Here is a 14,250-nt window from a genome sequence, read left to right on the forward strand (position 1 = left end):
TTGGTCAACTCTCCTTGAAGGCGCGCTGCATGCGCAGCATCAACGGCTGCAGCAGGTATTCCGCGAATGTCCGCCGACCGGTCTCTATGAAGATCTCGACCGGCATGCCCGGCTGAAGCGAAGCGAAATAGGGAGTGAGCTCCGGCGTTTGCCGGAGGTCAACCTCGGCCTTGTAGAACGACTTGCCTGATCTCGGTTCGATGAGCGCATCAGCCGTAACCATCGTGACGGCGCCGGTCAGCATGGGCGTGCGTCTGGAGTTGAAGGCGAGAATCCGCACGCGAGCCGGCTGTCCGACCCTTACCTCGTTCCGATCGCTCGGCTTTACCTCGCCCTCGACGATCAGACGATCCTGCATCGGCACGATGTCGAGCAGGGTTTCACGCGGATTGAGGACCGCGTTCAGGCTGCGCGTGTTGAGGCCGACGACCGTGCCCGCCTCAGGGGCGCGGATCTCGCTCCGACTGAGCATGTCCCGCGCCGCCTCTATTCGGTGCCGCGCGTCGGCGATCCGTTCACGAGCGGCGTGGCTCTGCTTGGCGACATCCTCGAGCCAGGTGTTGACGGTTTGTCGACGCCTATCCTCCAGCTCGGCGATCTTGCCTCTTGATTGGGCCACCGACGATGCATTCGTCGCCATCTGGGCTTCGACATCGGCTTCCGCTCGCTTGAGAGCGAGAACTTTCGGTCTTCGCGCCAGCCCCTTCGCCAAGAGAAAGTCTGAATCCTTGATTTCCTCCTGGAGGTAGGCGAGCTGTCGCCCCAAGCCTCCAGAACCGCTCTGGAGTCCCCGGATCGCCTCTTCGAGCTGCAATATCTGCTGATCGATGAGCTTGCGCTCCCCTTGGAGCGAAGTGGCCCTTGCGGCGAATTCGGAAAGCTGGGTCGCCATTGCAGACCGCGCCTCCCTGCTTGTCGTATTGGTTTGCAGCTCGTCGGGGAAGGAAACCTCGGCAGCGCCAGCCTGTTCCGCCTCCAGGCGGGCCACCGTCGCAAGATCGGAGAAGAGCTTCGCTTCGAGGACGCCGAGATTGGCTTCGATCTGCGTCGTGTCGAGCTGGGCAAGGAGCTGACCACGCTCGGCCTGCTCGCCTTCATGGACAAGAATGGCCTTGACGATCCCTCCTTCGAGGTGCTGCACCGCACGATGCTGGGACAATACCTTGACCACGCCGGGCGCGATGACCGCGCTCGCAAGCGGCACGGTTGCAGCCCAGATGCCGAAGATGCCGAAGAGAAGGATCACCAGCGCGGCCCCCCAGCGGACGAGGGAGGCGGTGTCTGACCGGGGAAGCTCCGGTACCCGGTCCAGGTCGGTGCTTGCGGCCCGGATCAGCGCGGCGGGCCGGCCGTCCTGCGCGACGCTCAGCCCACGCGACAGGGACGGAAGGTCGACGGCAGGCATCAGCGCCTCCTGTCAACAATGTCGGACCTGACCTTCTCACTCGGGACAGGATGTGAATGCCGCATCGGCGTGGCGCCGGCCATGGTCTGCGGGAGCACCTGGCAGGGAGGCCCGAAGGCAACCTGGGCGCCGTCTCGCAAGAACAGAATCAGGTCCGCCACTGTGAAGAGCCGCGGGCGATGCGTGACGATGACGAGCGTCGCTCCCCGCGCTTTCGCCTCGCGGATCGCTGCGCACAACGCCTCCTCGCCATCCGGGTCCAGATTGGAATTGGGCTCGTCCAGCAGGATCAGCTTGCGCTTGCCGAAGAGCGCGCGCGCCAGTCCGATGCGCTGGCGTTGCCCGCCTGAAAGCTTGTTGCCATCCCGGCCGATGTCGGTCTCATAGCCGTTCGGGAGAGACAGGATCATCTGATGAGCGTTGGCTTGCCTGGCGGCACTGATCACGTCCACATCGGTTGCCGTTTCATCGAAGCCGGCGATAGCCTCCGCGACCGTGCCACCCAATAATTCGACATCCTGCGGCAGGTACCCGACGTAGCGTCCGAGTTGATCCGGATCCCAATGCTCCAGGGAGGCGCCGTCCAGACGAATCGTGCCCGTCGTCGGCTTCTCGAGGGCGGCAATCATCCGCAGGAGTGTCGACTTGCCCGCACCGGTCGGGCCGATGACGACGATGACGCTGGCCGGGAGGCAGCGGAAACTGATGCCGGCCAGGATAGATCGCCTCGCATTCGGGTTGCGAAAGGTGACGGCATTGATGTCGAGCGCGCCCAGCGGAGGCGGCAGGAGCGTTCGGCCCTGGCTTACAAGGGCGGAAGCGGCGGCGCTGCTGACATGCCCCCAGGCATCGCGCGCCGAAGTCAGCGTGCGCAAGCCGGCGACGAGTTGCTCCATTGGCGCCAGCGTGCGGCTGATGAGGATGGAGCTTGCCATCATGCTTCCGCTGAGCACCTCGTTCTGCAGCACGAGCCAGGCACCGGTCCCGATAGCGGCGACCTGAAGCACGATCCGAATCGCGCGCGCGACGGAGGCGATCAGGGCCACGCGCTCATTCGCCTTGACCACGGGCACCAGCGCGGCGTCGTTGAGCCGGAGGAATTCGCGGATCGCCCCATGCGTCCACCCCATCGCACGGACGAGATTGGCATGAGCGACGATGCCGTCCAGCGCACGCTGCGCGCGCAGGGCGGTGCCCGAAGCCTGCACCAGCTCGGCGCGCGCCACGCGCCCGCTCACAAACGCCAGGAGGAGCAGGAGTAGGGAGCCGATCAGCGCAATCGTGCCGTACCAAGGGTGAATCAGGAAGAGCACGGCGACAAAGGCCGGCAGGAAGGGCGCGTCGATCAGGGTCGAGGCGGTGCCGCTCGACAGGACGTTTCTGAGTTCGCGCACCCGCACCATGTCGTGAGTGCCGCCCTCGTTCCGCTTAGCCGAGTCCGCAATCGCGGCCTTGAGCACGAGGGGCGCGAGCAATCTCTCGAAGCCGACCGCAAAGCGACCGAGCAGGCGGTTGCGCAGGATATCGAAGCAGGCGCTGAAGCCGAGCGCCGCGACGGCAAGGCCCGTCAGCCCGACGAGCGTCTCGATATTGCCGCTCGTGATCACCCGGTCGAAGACCTGGATCGAATAGAAGGGCAGGATCAGCAGCAGCAGGTTGATCGCGACGCTGAAGACGACGACCCACAGCAATGAACGCCACCCCGGAATCGCCATGAGAAGCCTGCGACCTCTCAATATGGCGGTGTCGGCGGTGACCCTGGTGCGAAACCCGGAAGTCGTGCGGCCTGCAGACGCGTCGGACATGTGTCCTCGGACTGAAAGAAGCGTTTGCGCGATATGGCAGGAGGATGACGCCGACTCGGACAAGCCGATTCACGGACGCGATCATGCTCCGGCGCAATGGAGCGAGGCGGGAGGCAGCCTTCAGATCGCGCCGTATCGCGATTTCACCTGAAGCTGTCGGCCTCTGGCCGGGGGCGGCGAGCCCCTGTTGCACAGTCGTGTTGCTATCGAGAAGTTCTTCAGCGCCCACGCCACCGCAGCCATGATCTCGCCTCCCTTGATCCAGCACGCCCCCGTCGTGGATTGCCGCAAACACCGGGCTCGGCCGGGCGCCGCTTTGCTGCCACGGAAGGCGGCCCGAGAGCGGACAAGCGACGCTAGGGAAGCTTATCCTCCGGCATAATCCCCATTTGGTGACAGAAACGGTTTGAGGCGATGAACGCCTGCAAGTCTCGCGATCTGAGCATCCTGGACACCCGGGGCATCCGTGCCTTTGCGTCGATCGCCACGCGGAATCCATTCGACGGCGATTTGTTTTGATCGCTGCGCAAGTTGCAGCGTCTAACGCTCGGATTCTCGAAGATAAAACCAATTAGACTTGCGAAATGACGACAGAATAGCGTCGGCGTCGCCGGCTTTTGTCTCCAAATGGGGATTGCGTCGCCCCCCTGTATCTCCCTAGCTTCCGCCACCTTCGCAAATCTCTCGATCCGTAACGATCGATACCCGGCGCACGACAGCGCATGGGCGGTCGCTTGCCTATGCGAGGGCCATCTGCAGCAGGGAGAACTGCCATGGCGATTATCAATGGTACACCCGGCGACGATATCATCCCCCCTCCCGATACCAGCGGTGACGACATCATCCATGGCTTCGCCGGCAATGACACGATCGACGCCGACGGCGGCAATGATTTCGTCAGCGGCGGAGCCGGCGACGACAATATTCTCGGCGGCGTCGGAGACGACACGCTGGATGGCAATGCCGGCAACGATACGATCAGCGGTGGCGACGGCGACGACGTCGTCAACGGCGATGCCGGCAACGACATCCTGTCCGGCGACGCCGGCAACGACACCATCAGCGGCGGCGCCGGAGACGACAATATTCTCGGCGGCGTCGGCAACGACACCCTGTCCGGCGATGCCGGAAACGACACGATCGGCGGCGGTGACGGCGACGACGTCATCAACGGCAACGCCGGCGACGACACCCTGTCCGGCGATGCCGGCAACGACACCCTCAACGGCGGCGCCGGCAACGACACCATCGATGGCGGCGATGGCGACGATGTCCTGAACGGGGCGGCAGGTGCCGACACGCTGAACGGAGGGGCGGGGGTCGACACGATGGACGGCGGCGCCGGCAACGACACGCTGAATGGCGATGCCGGCGACGACGTCATGAGCGGCGGCATCGGCAATGACACGCTGAACGGCGGCGACGGCAATGACGTCATGAATGGCAACGCCGGCAACGATACGATGAGCGGCGATGCCGGCAACGATACCATGGAGGGCAATGCCGGTGCCGACGTGATGGATGGCGGTGATGGCGACGACAACCTGAGCGGCGGCGACGGCGACGACACCCTGGACGGTGGGGCAGGGCTGGATACGCTCAGTGGCGGCGACGGCGATGACACGCTGAGCGGCGGAGCGGGAGCGGATACGCTGAATGGCGACGCCGGCAACGACGAGCTGGCTGGCGGCGACGGCAACGACACGGGCAATGGTGGCGACGGCGACGACGCCCTGGCCGGAGGGGCCGGAAACGACACCCTCTCGGGCGACGCCGGGGACGACGAGATCAGAGGTGACGCCGGCAGCGACGAACTCCATGGCGGCGACGGCAACGACGAGATCGACGGCGGCAACGGAGCCGACAACCTGTACGGGGATGCTGGCGACGATCTGCTGACGGGCGGTGCCGGCACCGACACCTTCCATTTCGGTGATGGCGCAGACACTCCGTTCGGCGACGACGAAGTCACCGACCTCAATGCAACGGACGAGGACACCATCCAAATCGACGTTGCCGACCCGACGACGGTCTCGGTGACGGTGGATGATTCCGGCTCGAGCGTCGTTCTGGATTTCGGCTTCGGCACGATCCAGATCGACGGCGTTTCCGGCGGCGGCACGTTCACATCGATCGACGACATCAACAACGCGTTGGGATACGACGCCATCACGCTCGTGTGACGTCGCCTTGCCAAGGGTGGCGGCGAACCGCGGCGCCACCCGCCGCGAATCTCGGCCTCGCGTCCCGCGGAAGCCCATTGGCGTCACGGTGCGGTGTTTGCCACATCATGACGCCGGCACGGCCGGGATTTCCGTGCGCGGGCAGCCGTTGCCGACCCCATGCAGGTCCGGACGGAGCGCCGAGTCGTTTGCGGGTTTCTTCCATCTCGGCGTCGCAACGGACGCTCTCGAATCGCGCTCGCGGCCTCGCCTCGGGAAGGCCCTTTGCCTTGAGCGATTTCCCACGGTCCCCAGACTTGAACACGTGCTGCAAGCCGGCCGGATGTTTGGCTCGAAGGAGCAGGTTCCGTCTCGCGCATGGAGGCGGTCAGACATCTCGTCTCAGCCCCCGGCGCAGCGTCCCGGTATGGCAGTTGCAGGAATTTTGCTTGAGACGCCACGGGCTTAGAAGGAAACCAGCGACTTGGAGATGCGCTGGCGGAAGGGGTGGCGGCATGGTGTTCATCCGGTAACGTCCGGTCACGTCTGAAATGGCCAGCAAACATAAGCACTCTCGGTTCAGATTAGTACTTGAGTCGTCCGGCAACGTCCGACAAAAACCGAGGGTGCTTTATGGGTCAGACCGGGGGACAACATGGCTAAGACAATCAATCGACTGTCAGTGACGAAGATAACCAAGGCGCTTGAGCCGGGCATGTATCACGACGGTTCGGGACTATACCTACAGGTAGGTCCGACAGGCGCCAAGTCATGGTCACTCAAGTACCAGCTTAACGGCCGGGCGCGTCAGATGGGGCTTGGCCGGTTCATCGACTTCGGGCTGGCCGAAGCACGCGAGCGCGCCCGGCTGGCGCGTCAGAAGGTTGCAGACGGAATTGACCCGATTGACGAGAGGGCGATCACGCGCAGCCTAGCTGTAGCGAACGTCATCAAGGCGACGACGTTCAAGCAGGCGACGGAGAAGTACATCTCCGCACATTCGGCGGGCTGGAAATCCGTGAAGCACGGGGCGCAGTGGTTGGCGACGCTGACCACTTACGCGTTTCCGGTGATCGGTTCGCTTGACGTGGCGCATATCGAAACGTCGCACGTCCTGAAGATTCTCGAACCGATTTGGACGACGAAATCTGAGACCGCAGGACGCGTCAGGGGTCGGATTGAATCGGTGCTCGATTGGGCGAAGGCCCGGCATCTTCGCACGGGCGAGAACCCTGCGAGGCTGAAGGGTCATCTTGACCACATCCTACCGAGCCGCGCGAAGATCGCGAAGGTGAAGCACCATGAAGCGATGGCGGTCGACGACCTGCCGGCGTTTATCGCCAAGCTGCGAGAGCTGACCAGCGTCTCGGCGCGGGCGCTTGAATTCTGCATCCTGACAGGCGCTCGCACGGGCGAAGTCATCGGCGCGACGGAAAGCGAGATCGACAGGAATGCGAGCGTCTGGGTGATACCTGCGAACCGTATGAAGGCGGGCAGGGAACACCGAGTGCCGCTCTGCCACCGGGCGCTCGAAATCCGGGCAACGGTCCCGAGGGAGGCCGGCAATGCGCATCTCTTCTGCGGTGCGAAGCCTACGAGGGGTCTGAGCAACATGGCCCTGCTTGAGCTTCTGAAGGGCATGGCGCCGGGTCTCACCGTGCACGGGTTCCGATCGACCTTCCGCGACTGGGCCGGTGACCGGACTTCGTTCCCGCGCGAAGTGATCGAAGCTGCCTTGGCACACGGGCTGAAGGACAAGACTGAAGCAGCCTACAGACGCTCAGACGCTCTCGAAAAGCGGCGCAGGCTGATGCAGTCGTGGGAAGATTTCCTTAGCGCCCCGACGGCCGACACTGCTGCCCCCGGTGGCAACGTAGTAGCGATCCGGGCTTGAACGGGGTCTCGGATGATGACCATACGGAAGACGTATCGGCGCTAATCAGCCGGGAAGACATAGGGGCAGCATTCACACGGGTCGTCCTATCGGGCGGCCCGTCTGCGTTTAGGCGTATCGCTTCGATCCTGCATCGTGATGCGTATCGATCGGGCTTCCGTGAAGTAGTATTAGGCACGATATTTCAGCAAAGAGACGTATCTCTGCAAAGTGCAGAAATAGTATTAGGCATCGCGTTGCTTCCATAGCGCCGGTACTCTGCTTGACTTCCCGAGCATTATCGGACCATTTATGGCTTCAACACAACGGAGCCACGTCATGTCGCAACAGAACACCTTTATTCGCCTACCCGAAGTGCTTCGTCGCACAGCGCTAACTCGCACCACGCTGTACGAACTGATGCAGCGGAAGGAATTCCCGGCGCAGGTAGTTTTGTCGCCGCGTCGGGTCGGCTGGATTGAGCATGAAGTTGACGCGTGGTCAGCGGCCAGAGCCGAGAAGCAGCGCGGGGCTTGCGCGGCTTATCGACCGGACCTGATCAAAGACACCGTCAAGGCTGCGCTCGCCGCGCCTGTCGTCCCGCCTGCGCTTATCGCTGCCGCGCGCGCCCTGATCGCTCAGGTCGACGGGGCCGAACCCTGATCATGAGCCAGGATGATCTGAACGCGGCTGCGCTGGCGATGGTGGCCGAGGCCGAGAAGGAAGCGGTCAAGGCGTCAGCGCGCGCTACGCAGTGGGACAACATCCCGCCGTACCTTCGCACGCTCGACCAGTGGTGCTTCTACACGACGAAGAAGCTGCCACGCTCGCTGTTCGCTGCACAGAACAATTGGCGACCATGGCATGAGCCGGATGACCGCAACGCCGCTCGGACCAATGACCGGTCGTCGTGGTGTTCATGGACAGCGCTGCGTGCTGCTCCGGCAAATGAATTCCTAGTCGGACCCGGATTCTACATTACGGCCGAGGATGACGTTATATGTCTCGACCTCGACGACCCGGCCCGCACCCTGACTAAAACGTGGTGGTGGGAGACGGTCACGCCTGCGGTGCGGGCTGAGCGGCTTGCGACAGCGTACTGGTTCATGAACCGCATTTATCGCTGGGCATGCGCTGTCGGCGCGTGGATGGAAACCAGCATGTCCGGCAACGGCGTGCACATATTCGTCCGTGGCCGCATGCCATTTCCGCGTTACGAACTGGCCTTTGGCGGCTCGGTATACGGCGCCCGGCAATACGTCGCTTTGACGGGGCGCAAGCTGCCGGGTTCGGGCGCTGACCTGCCGCTCGCTGAAGCCGCGCTGGTCGCACTTCTGACTGACTTGGACTGGCGCGGCGTGCTGAAGAGCGTCGCCGTTGAAGAGGGCGGGCCGAGCACGCTTGAGCGGACGACCGAGCTAGGGCGCCGGCTCAACCTGTCAGACGCCGAAGTGATCGCAATCTTGCTGAAGATCAACAAGCACTCGCACCGGTTCCTGCACGGCGGGCCGGGTAGGAAGGGCGATTGGTCCGAGGACTATCGCGACCTGCTCGGCGACCTCGACAAGATCAGCGGAGACCCGGAACAGGTCAAACGCATCCTCTTCGGCTCGCCGTGCCTCCTGAACGCGGGGTTCAGCGAGCGCCAGGATCAAGACGGACGCGTGACGCGGGGCAGGGACCGTATGTCGGCACGCCTGCGCCTGTTTGACGAGCAATTGGCGAGCTGCCGGACCGGAAATCGATCGAAACTGGAGGAACGCCAATACTTGCGGGAGCTGACGCAAGAGTTACGCCGACAGAACGGACTAGCCTGAACGTATTTCCACCGGGACGCCATGACCCCTAACTTAGACGGGAGTACCATGACCACGATCACCGAGACCAAGACCACGACCAACATTGACAATTCGTTCTTCTGGGCACTGGCCGTGACGCCATTGTTTGGCATTGTGCAGGACAAGGTGATTTACCGCGCAATGGTCGGGATGCGGGCTGATCAAATCTTCCTTGTGCAGTTCTTCGGCTACTCACTTCTGGCGTTGCTGTTCTGCTACCTCGACACGGTGAACTGTCGGGTTGCCGGTTACGCGCCGAAGTGGGGAGCCGGGCTGCTTCTCGCGCCACTGTACATGTTTCACCGCATCAAGGTGACGGGTTCATCGCACCTACCGATGCTCGTGTGGTTCGCATCGTTCGTGACGGCTCTCGCCTTCGCGCCCTGATCGCCCCCGGGGGCAGCTCGACCAGCCCTCTCGCCAGCCCTGACCCGGCTGGCGAACTCATGTTTTTCCCTAGCAGAACTAGGCGAACTTGACCGGAGAGCGCCGAAGGGACAGTTTTCGTGAGCGCCGTAAACAGCATCGAGAAGGTTAGTTACAATGAAACGCGGTATCGCACACCCTGCTACAGAAGTAATTCGCAAAGCCTTGAATGACGACGCACGTTCTGCGGGCGCGATAGCAACTTTGTGTGGTCTTGACATCCGTTCGCTGCAATACTTTGCGAACGGTAAGCAGGAAGGTCTGTATGCTGGTGCATACGAGAAACTAGTTCCGGTAATCATGCCGGGATACGGGTTCGGGTTGTTCAAGCTCCCCGACCAACAGACCGATGACCAGAAACGAGAAGAGCGCCCCGCTTGCGACAGCGGGACGCTCTGAGTTGTACCAACAGGAAGTGCCACCACCAAAGGCGACCCCAAGCAGGTCAAGCTTTTGGGCACTTCCGGCGATATCTCAAACGGAAAGTTGCCTGCCATGACCGCCGTGTCCCCCGAAGCCATCGCCGCCAGCCTGACACCCGAGCAGTTAGCGCAGGCGCAGGCGCTCGCCGTCAGCATGATGCAGCAGGCAGTCGGGGTCGAAACGCGGGTTGAGCAACCGGCGCCGATCACGACTCTACCAGCACCAGCGGAGCAGGCGGAGGGAGGAGAAGTGGTGCGGTCCGAACCGTGGACCTACGAGGCTTCCCGCGCAAATATTCTTCCGACCGTGGTTCGGCAGACGCGATATGAAGCGACCGTCATGGGCGATGAATTTCGCTACGGTGACCCCACCGATCTCTGGGATATGTTCGATCCGCCGGAAATCCCGCGAGGGCTGCTTCCGGCCGTGATTGACGACTTCGCTGCGACCAACGCGCGAATTCAGGGGTCGTGCGTCACGTCGATGACCATGGCGGCTTTCACCGTCGCGGCCAACGTCCTGCATAAGGACTTCCGCGTGAAGGTGAAGGTGCACGACAAATGGTCTGAGCGCATCTGCATTTGGACCGGGCTGGTAGGTCCGCCATCAGCGAAGAAGTCGCCAATCATTTCGGCATGCCGCGCGCCTGTTACCTCAATTGAGAGGCAAGAGGCCGAGCGCTTCAACCCGCTGTGGAGCGCCTATGAAGACGCATATGAGGCTTGGCGCAAGAGCAAAGGCAGCGCTGACTCAGAACCAGCCAAACCGCTCAGGCGCCGGCTTCTCGTTGAAGACACCACGACGGAGGCGTTGCAGCAGGTTCAGCTCGATACAGGCTCGCGTCTGTTCTGCATCCGAGACGAGCTGAGCGGCCATTTCGCCGCGATGGATCGCTATAACGAGCGCAACGGCGGCTCGCCCGACCGTGCCTACTGGCTGGAGACGTTCAACGGCGGCGGCTTCATGTCGGACCGCATCAAGCGCGGCATGGGCCGATACATCGAATGCAACATGGTCGGCCTGCTCGGCGGCATCCAGCCCGACAAAATCCGATCGGTGATCCAGACGGCCGAGGATGACGGCATGATCCAGCGGATGATTCCGATCATCATGCAGCCATCGACACTCGACATTGACGAGCCGGATTACGGCGCATCAGACCGGTTCCGAGAACTGGTAGCTAGGTTGCACGAACTCAGTCCGACTTGTCTGGTCGTGGGTTCCGGGGAAATGCGCTTCGACCATGGCGCGCAGGCAGTTCGCAATGACTTCACTGCGTGGCTCCACGGCATGAAATATATCGAGGCTGAAGACCCCAAGCTCGCGTCCCATATCGCGAAGTACGGCGGCATCTTCGCGAGGATGTGCGGCGCCTTTCATTTGATCGAACGGCATGCGGCTGCTCCTGGCCTGCTGCCACCGGGGGCCATTCCTAACTTGATCAGCCAGGATATCGCGAGCCGGGTATACATCCTCATTCGCGATTACCTGCTTCCGCATGCGCTGACCTTCTACCGAAGCATTGCGACCAAATCGACCCGACAGGCGAACTTAGAGACGATAGCAGAACTCATCCTTCACCGAGGGTTGACGAGGCTGGTACCAAGAGATTTCCGAGGAACGAACCTGCCGTCTGAAGAAGTCCATGCGATTTGTAAGCAACTTGAAGTCAAGGGATGGCTTCATAATATCGAAGGACCACGCAAGGATAGCACGGCCTATCTGGTGAACTTGGTCTGTCATGAGAAGTTCACGAAGCGGAAGGAAGAAGCCTCCATCCGGATAGCTAAGGCTCGTGATGCGATTGCCGAGGCCAAGGCTGGGATGCGCTCGAAATGAGAGGCGCGCCGGGATGCTTGTCGTCAACTTCGCATCATACTCGCCTGCATTTGCGGTCGACATCATACGCTTTCCGCAAAATGGCCGGACCGAGCGTCCTGACTGTCCTTCGCGCAGGCGATGTAGAGAGACGACTTGCTCTCCCTCCCTGTTTTCGGCCGGTTTCCCCTCGCGCCCGCGAAAGGCCGTTCAGGACGCTTATAATGTCTGACCGCCGAGCATGCAGAAAAGATGCGGATTGCGGCCGAAAAGCCGGCTGTTGGCGAGACCACTGACACCCCGGTGGTCAGTTCACCAAAACAACCATGTCCCGGCAAAGCTGGGCAACCGAAGAACAGCGCGCGGCGCGAAGGAGAGAAGAGATGGCACATAAAATCGAAGACGTGATCGAAGATGCCGCATTGGCCGGCGATACAACAGCGATGCTGGCCTTCGCAGTCATGGATGCCGGGAAGCGCATCGCCAGAGAAATCGACCGCCTTGGTCTCAACAATGCTGTCGCCGATGGTCCTCCCGGCCCGCTGGAGATGATGTGTATTCAACAACGCGATATGCAAACGACGATGGACAGCATCGCCGGTTGTTTCGAGCAATTGGTCGCGACGAAGACAAAGACGTAGCTCTTCACCGGCAGCCCCGATCTGTCCACTTGGCCGAGCGCGGGACCGGGAGAAAAATGCTCCACCAGCTTCCGAACGGCAGACCAGCGTTACTATCACAATCGCGAAACGGCTCGCCGCAGCCCATGAATGGACCCAGACATGACCAATCAGGTCACACGAATTGACAATGTGCGTAATGGTCCGACGCCAGACCATGACCGTCGTCTCGCTGAAGAGGCGCGGCAGGCATATTACGAAACACGCATGGCCGAGTACGAAATCTTCCGGCTGATCATGCGCCAGTTGGGGCAGGCGGTAACCATCGAGGACGGTCTGAACGCTCTGACGGATGACGAGCAGATCAAGCTCATCGTCATTGGCCGGAAGGTGAAAAATGGCGAAGCACTAGACCCGTTCGAGCGCATGTTGCTCGACAAGGCCGGGCGACACGCCGAACAACTTAGTAAGCGCCTAAGCAGCAAGAGTATTCGTATGACTGGCGCCAGCCTGACTCAGCTGCTGATCATCAAGGCGAGTAGCCCGGCCTATGATTTCGACAGGCAGATCAAGGCGCAGAAGATACTCGCAGATATGCGGCGCGCTGATCCGAACCTGACCAAAGCGACTGCGGAAGAACTCCTGTCGCTGCCTTTGACCGATGCTTACGCCCGCGTCGCCGAACTTACGTTCACGGGGGCGCTGACCCGCGAACAGGCTGACTACGCCCTGAAGGCGCTCGACTACCGCACAGCAGCCGTCAACGTCGATCTGGCGAGCAAGTATCTCGGTACCGTTACCGGGAAGCCTGCCGAGACGGCGAAAGACCCTTACGAGGCTGACGGGTATGAAGACTAAACTGAACCCGACCGCACAGAAGTCGCTACGCGCCAGCCTAGCATCAGAGCATGCCCGCCTTAATGCACGCGGTATCGGTATCATGCGCTTCAGCGAGGACGGTACGCCGCACCCGGCTAATGACGATCCCGAGAAGGTGCAGCACGTTCTCATGGTCTCGGCCGTACCGTCAGGCCGGTTCCTGTTCCTGCCGCTATCGCCTGTCACCCGTTCAGAGCCGCTCGGCCGGCCCCGGCGCCCGAAGCTAGTCGACGCCCCGCCAAGTCCGGTGCCCGAACGCTCGGCGCCGACAGCGGTCACCCAGGAGGCGCCCCGATGGCAGCCCCCGGAAGACCCAGACGCCGCCTTTCTTGCCAAATACGGGATGTGACCATGTTCAGATTATTCGGCGCCAAGCGCCCGGCCGGCGAACCTACCGAGTTAGACGAGCGTAATCGTCAACGAGGGGGCGCTGATCGTGGACTGCCAGCAGATACCGGCGCCCGCTAAGGATTACGCGAGGCAGATATGATTGGTCACACCCTGATGCCGCCTGAAGCCTCATGCTCCGACCGATGGTCCAGCGCCAGCGCGGTGCCGCGCATCTGGAAGGCGCACGGGCTGCAGTCGCATCGCTGTCGGCAGTTCAAGCTGGCCAAAGATCCGAATTTTGTGCGGAAGCTGCGCGACGTGGTCGGCCTCTACGTTGAGCCGCAAGCCCATGCCATCGTGATGTCCGTCTATGAGAAGAGCCAGATCCATGCGCTCGACCTCACGGAGCCGGGCCTACCTCTGAAGAAGGGCCGGCCCGGCACCATGACCCACGAATACAAACGCCATGGCACCGCGACCTGTTCGCCGCGTTAAACGTCCTCGACGGCACCGTCGACCGCAACATGCAGCGCCATCGGCACCAGGAGTACATCCGCTTCCTCAACGCCATCGAGGCTGAGGGGCCGGCCGGCAATATCGTCCCCGTGATCCTCGACGACCACGCCGCCCATTAGAGTCCGAAGGTCCGCCGATGGCTCGGTCGGCACGAC

12 protein-coding genes and 1 pseudogene are annotated in these 14,250 nt (G+C 62.1%); 11 read left to right on the forward strand and 2 right to left on the reverse strand.

Annotated features, from left to right (window positions below):
- Positions 1 to 4: 4 nt before the first annotated feature.
- On the reverse strand, positions 5 to 1,405 hold the full coding sequence (locus tag AC1DNE_RS06395; protein ID WP_476765200.1) for an HlyD family type I secretion periplasmic adaptor subunit: 1,401 nt from the start codon (positions 1,403 to 1,405) through the stop codon (positions 5 to 7).
- Entirely contained in the window at positions 1,405 to 3,120 is a 1,716-nt protein-coding gene (locus AC1DNE_RS06400) for a type I secretion system permease/ATPase (RefSeq protein WP_476765199.1), read from the reverse strand. The genes AC1DNE_RS06395 and AC1DNE_RS06400 overlap by 1 nt, the downstream gene beginning before the upstream one ends.
- A gap of 863 nt (positions 3,121 to 3,983) precedes the next feature.
- Between AC1DNE_RS06400 and AC1DNE_RS06405 the strand changes: the two genes are divergently transcribed.
- The 11 genes and pseudogenes from AC1DNE_RS06405 to AC1DNE_RS06455 all read left to right on the forward strand — a co-directional run.
- Complete coding sequence (locus AC1DNE_RS06405) at positions 3,984 to 5,393, forward strand: calcium-binding protein (RefSeq protein WP_441470438.1); 1,410 nt, start codon at positions 3,984 to 3,986, stop codon at positions 5,391 to 5,393.
- Positions 5,394 to 6,027: 634 nt separating this feature from the next.
- Positions 6,028 to 7,266, forward strand: a complete 1,239-nt coding sequence (locus AC1DNE_RS06410) for a tyrosine-type recombinase/integrase (protein WP_476840977.1) — start codon at positions 6,028 to 6,030, stop codon at positions 7,264 to 7,266.
- A gap of 318 nt (positions 7,267 to 7,584) precedes the next feature.
- Positions 7,585 to 7,908, forward strand: coding sequence for a helix-turn-helix transcriptional regulator (locus AC1DNE_RS06415; RefSeq protein ID WP_476840978.1), 324 nt, complete (start codon positions 7,585 to 7,587; stop codon positions 7,906 to 7,908).
- A gap of 2 nt (positions 7,909 to 7,910) precedes the next feature.
- A complete protein-coding gene (locus AC1DNE_RS06420; RefSeq protein ID WP_476840979.1) occupies positions 7,911 to 9,062 on the forward strand; it encodes a hypothetical protein in 1,152 nt (383 codons plus the stop codon).
- A gap of 48 nt (positions 9,063 to 9,110) precedes the next feature.
- Complete coding sequence (locus tag AC1DNE_RS06425; RefSeq protein WP_476840980.1) at positions 9,111 to 9,470, forward strand: hypothetical protein; 360 nt, start codon at positions 9,111 to 9,113, stop codon at positions 9,468 to 9,470.
- Between the two features lie 156 nt (positions 9,471 to 9,626).
- Positions 9,627 to 9,908 (forward strand): hypothetical protein, encoded by a 282-nt coding sequence (locus tag AC1DNE_RS06430; RefSeq protein ID WP_476840981.1) that lies wholly within the window; start codon positions 9,627 to 9,629, stop codon positions 9,906 to 9,908.
- A 96-nt stretch (positions 9,909 to 10,004) separates the two neighbouring features.
- The gene (locus tag AC1DNE_RS06435; protein ID WP_476840982.1) at positions 10,005 to 11,771 is read left to right on the forward strand and encodes a DUF3987 domain-containing protein; all 1,767 of its coding nucleotides are present in this window, start codon (positions 10,005 to 10,007) and stop codon (positions 11,769 to 11,771) included.
- A gap of 362 nt (positions 11,772 to 12,133) precedes the next feature.
- A complete protein-coding gene (locus tag AC1DNE_RS06440) occupies positions 12,134 to 12,391 on the forward strand; it encodes a hypothetical protein (RefSeq protein ID WP_476840983.1) in 258 nt (85 codons plus the stop codon).
- A gap of 141 nt (positions 12,392 to 12,532) precedes the next feature.
- Positions 12,533 to 13,228, forward strand: coding sequence for a hypothetical protein (locus tag AC1DNE_RS06445; protein WP_476840984.1), 696 nt, complete (start codon positions 12,533 to 12,535; stop codon positions 13,226 to 13,228).
- Entirely contained in the window at positions 13,218 to 13,598 is a 381-nt protein-coding gene (locus tag AC1DNE_RS06450) for a hypothetical protein (RefSeq protein WP_476840985.1), read from the forward strand. The genes AC1DNE_RS06445 and AC1DNE_RS06450 overlap by 11 nt, the downstream gene beginning before the upstream one ends.
- A 209-nt stretch (positions 13,599 to 13,807) precedes the next feature.
- A pseudogene (locus AC1DNE_RS06455) lies at positions 13,808 to 14,211 on the forward strand (transposase); the annotation flags it as partial.
- Positions 14,212 to 14,250: the final 39 nt, after the last annotated feature.

It is taken from the genome of Allobosea sp. 05L423 (assembly GCF_056397745.1).

Bases quoted from the DNA above. Each gene is read 5' to 3' on its own strand.
- AC1DNE_RS06435 (WP_476840982.1), top strand. From the start codon at position 10,005: ATGACCGCCGTGTCCCCCGAAGCCATCGCCGCCAGCCTGACACCCGAG.
- AC1DNE_RS06415 (WP_476840978.1), top strand. From the start codon at position 7,585: ATGTCGCAACAGAACACCTTTATTCGCCTACCCGAAGTGCTTCGTCGC.
- AC1DNE_RS06440 (WP_476840983.1), top strand. From the start codon at position 12,134: ATGGCACATAAAATCGAAGACGTGATCGAAGATGCCGCATTGGCCGGC.
- AC1DNE_RS06425 (WP_476840980.1), top strand. From the start codon at position 9,111: ATGACCACGATCACCGAGACCAAGACCACGACCAACATTGACAATTCG.
- AC1DNE_RS06430 (WP_476840981.1), top strand. From the start codon at position 9,627: ATGAAACGCGGTATCGCACACCCTGCTACAGAAGTAATTCGCAAAGCC.
- AC1DNE_RS06405 (WP_441470438.1), top strand. From the start codon at position 3,984: ATGGCGATTATCAATGGTACACCCGGCGACGATATCATCCCCCCTCCC.
- AC1DNE_RS06420 (WP_476840979.1), top strand. From the start codon at position 7,911: ATGAGCCAGGATGATCTGAACGCGGCTGCGCTGGCGATGGTGGCCGAG.
- AC1DNE_RS06395 (WP_476765200.1), bottom strand. From the start codon at position 1,405: ATGCCTGCCGTCGACCTTCCGTCCCTGTCGCGTGGGCTGAGCGTCGCG.
- AC1DNE_RS06450 (WP_476840985.1), top strand. From the start codon at position 13,218: ATGAAGACTAAACTGAACCCGACCGCACAGAAGTCGCTACGCGCCAGC.
- AC1DNE_RS06400 (WP_476765199.1), bottom strand. From the start codon at position 3,120: ATGGCGATTCCGGGGTGGCGTTCATTGCTGTGGGTCGTCGTCTTCAGC.
- AC1DNE_RS06445 (WP_476840984.1), top strand. From the start codon at position 12,533: ATGACCAATCAGGTCACACGAATTGACAATGTGCGTAATGGTCCGACG.
- AC1DNE_RS06410 (WP_476840977.1), top strand. From the start codon at position 6,028: ATGGCTAAGACAATCAATCGACTGTCAGTGACGAAGATAACCAAGGCG.